Origin of the sequence: Trichocoleus sp. FACHB-46 (assembly GCF_014695385.1) — a bacterium.
Lineage (GTDB): Bacteria > Cyanobacteriota > Cyanobacteriia > FACHB-46 > FACHB-46 > Trichocoleus.
Window position 1 is genome coordinate 1 of the sequence record NZ_JACJOD010000055.1, and the last position, 2888, is coordinate 2888.

Sequence of the window (2888 nt, forward strand, 5' to 3'; positions counted from 1 at the left end):
TGCCATTCTTGACGATATGAGTGGAGTTACAAGCAGAACAAGCAGGTAAAGAGGCAGACATGAATCATTGATTTAACTTCATTTTCCTTATCCTTACATCTTTAGGACCACCATGAACTGAAGCTGGCACTACTTTGGATGCAGTAGCGATCGCGTCCCTCCGCTTTAGCTCGGTAAAGCGCGGCATCCGCTGCTGTAAAGAAAAGCTCAAGGCTCGCTTGCATAAGAGGCACAATCGTTGCTACTCCCAAACTGAGGGTGACATGCTCGCCAATTTTTGAACGGCTATGAGCAATTTTTAATTCTCGAATGCTGGTACAAATTGCCTCAGCGATGAATAGAGCACCGCTTTCATCCGTATTAGATAGAATCACTGCAAATTCTTCGCTGCCATAGCGAGCCGCTAGATCACTTGAACGTTTCATCATGCGATTCAGGGCTTTAGCCACCTCCTGCAAGCAGCTATCCCCGGCTTGATGTCCGTAGGTATCGTTATATAGCTTGAAGAAATCTACATCACATAAGAGGAGGGAGAGCGGTTGTTGCTCTCTTGCCATTCGTCGCCATTCTTGAGCAAAGTATTCATCAAAGCGCCGTCGGTTTGCTAAACCTGTCAAGCTGTCTGTCGTCGCTAGATGTTGTAGGGCGAAATTTGCTTCTTGTAATTGCTGCTGTAGTAACGCTTGCTGCTGTTGCAACTGAGCTTGCCGAATCAGGCGGCGAACTCGCTGGTTAAGCACAGCCCAGTGAATCGGTTTAGTCACATAGTCAGCTGCCCCTGCTGCAAAAGCTCGATCGACTGAGGCCTCGTCTTCTAAGGCAGTAATCATCAAAACCGGATCAGGCTCCACTCGATCAGCACTAGGCAGCGCTTGTAACTGGGTACAGCAGGTAAATCCATCCATCACAGGCATCAAAGCATCTAGCACTACCAGATCAGGGTGGAGTTGCAGGTAAAGATCTAAACCTTGAGTGCCATCGGTTGCCTCTGCCACTCGGTAGCCTAGCTGCTTCATGGCCCGTTTAAGTTGCAGCCGCATTAAGGGATCATCATCCACAATCAGAACCAGGGGTGGAGCCGTTTCAGTGGAGTTGGTTTCTGGCGTTAACATGAGGATCTCTCCACTTCTAAAGCCGCTAAAACTTTGTCAAACTCATCAGTAATCTTGGCTATATGAATCTCTGTGCCTGCTAGAATTTGTCCTTCGGTCAACCGTTCTAGTTCTAGACAAAGTTGAGCCAGCCGCTTGGCTCCGATGGAAGCACTAGACTCCCTGAGACTGTGAAGCGCATGTTGCAAGCTAGAAACACCCTCTTGAGCGATCGCCATTTGGATGGTCTGTAATAACTGCGGGGCATGGTCGCAGTAACAATCAATAAACTCCTGCACAAATTCGGTTGCCTCGTCCCCTGCCATTGCCCTCAGGTCTTGCAAGGTTTTGGGATCAAACGTGACAGGCTCAGCTTTCAAGTTAGCTCTTATCCTGCTATTGGGCTGTGGCATGTTGGCTGATGGTTGACGAATCGCTTGGCACTGACTCAAGGCTTGCACCAGTTCAGTACCTCGAATTGGCTTGGCAAGGTAATCATCCATTCCTGCGTCTAGACACATTTGGCGATCGCCCTGCAAGGCGTTAGCAGTCATGGCAATAATGCGAGGACGAGAGTGGGTAGGGAATTGCTCACAGATATAGCGAGTTGCGGTCAAGCCATCCATTTCAGGCATCCGCACATCCATCAATACCACGTCATAGTGCTGCCGTTGTAAGGCTTCTATCACTTCTAGGCCATTACTTGCCACCTCAGCTCGATAACCCATCTGCTGCAAAAACATCAATGCCAGCTTCTGGTTCACAGGATGATCTTCCGCCAGCAGAATACGCAAGGAGAGACGCTCGGCCAATCGCTCAATATGAACTGTGTGGCGATAAACTTGCTTGTGGCTAACCCGCTGACCACTGACAATTTGAGTCAGGAGGTTGTAGAGTTGCGATTGTTTAATCGGCTTGGGCAAGCAGCCTGCGACCTGAGACTCCAACGCTTCAGGCAACTCTTTACCGACGGATGTAAGGGTAATCAGACATGGGTTTTGAGGCCCCCATTGCTCACTCATCGTGGTCAGAAGCATCTGGCTCGCAGCATCTGGCTTCAGAGGATCTAGGATCACAAAGTCAAAAGTGGCTCCTTCAGCCAGCCAATCGATGGCTTCCTGGCTAGACCCAGTAGCCTGGACCAGGATTCCCCAAGATTGAGCTTGCTGTACCAAGAGTTGTTGATTCGTCAGGTGTTCTTCTAGGATCAACAAGCGCTTACCCATCAGCTGCGGTTGCGGATCGTCAAAACCTGCTTGGAGATACAGCAGTTCTCAGATGAATATTCATCTGAGAACTGCTGTAAATAGGCGGTGCATCCGATTTTTGGGAATGCCCATTCCTGTATCTTTCACGGCAAATTGCAGCTCATAGTCCGAGCAAGTCCTTTCAACCTCAGCCGTTTGCTGTATTGTTTGAGCCGTAATGGCAACAGTCACTTCTCCTACCTCTGTGAACTTGTGGCATTGCTCAACAGGTTCAGCAAAATTTGACTGAGGCGGGCCGCATCGCCCACGATCGCCCGAGGCACAGAGGGTTCGATCCGATAGGCTAACTCCAAGCCTTTGTCTGATGCCTGAGAACTCAATAAATCCAGCGATCGCTCGACACAAGCCCGCAAATTGAACGACTGCTGCTCCAAATCCAGTTTCCCAGACTCAATTTTCGAGAAATCCAAGATGTCCAGGACTTACGCAAGGGACATTTGAACGGATGGGTTCTTGAGTTGCTCAATCAAGTAGTTTGACAGCATCCCATGCTTGATCTGGTAAACGGTCTTGCCGCTTTGGTAGGCGA

The 2888-nt window shown here is 49.3% G+C and carries 4 protein-coding genes; all 4 read right to left on the bottom strand.

Annotation, left to right across the window (positions count from 1 at the left end):
- Positions 1-101 precede the first annotated feature (101 nt).
- From H6F72_RS25630 to H6F72_RS25645, 4 genes are read right to left on the bottom strand one after another with little or no spacing between them, the layout of a single operon-like run.
- Positions 102-1112, bottom strand: a complete 1011-nt coding sequence (locus tag H6F72_RS25630; protein WP_190442229.1) for a PleD family two-component system response regulator — start codon at positions 1110-1112, stop codon at positions 102-104.
- The gene (locus tag H6F72_RS25635; protein ID WP_190442231.1) at positions 1106-2317 is read right to left on the bottom strand and encodes a response regulator; all 1212 of its coding nucleotides are present in this window, start codon (positions 2315-2317) and stop codon (positions 1106-1108) included. The genes H6F72_RS25630 and H6F72_RS25635 overlap by 7 nt, the downstream gene beginning before the upstream one ends.
- A gap of 60 nt (positions 2318-2377) precedes the next feature.
- Positions 2378-2530 carry a hypothetical protein gene (locus tag H6F72_RS25640; protein WP_190442233.1) on the bottom strand — a complete coding sequence of 51 codons (153 nt, stop codon included), beginning with the start codon at positions 2528-2530 and terminating at the stop codon, positions 2378-2380.
- A 5-nt stretch (positions 2531-2535) separates the two neighbouring features.
- Positions 2536-2769: a hypothetical protein gene (locus H6F72_RS25645; RefSeq protein WP_190442235.1), complete on the bottom strand. Its 234-nt coding sequence runs from the start codon at positions 2767-2769 to the stop codon at positions 2536-2538.
- Positions 2770-2888: the final 119 nt, after the last annotated feature.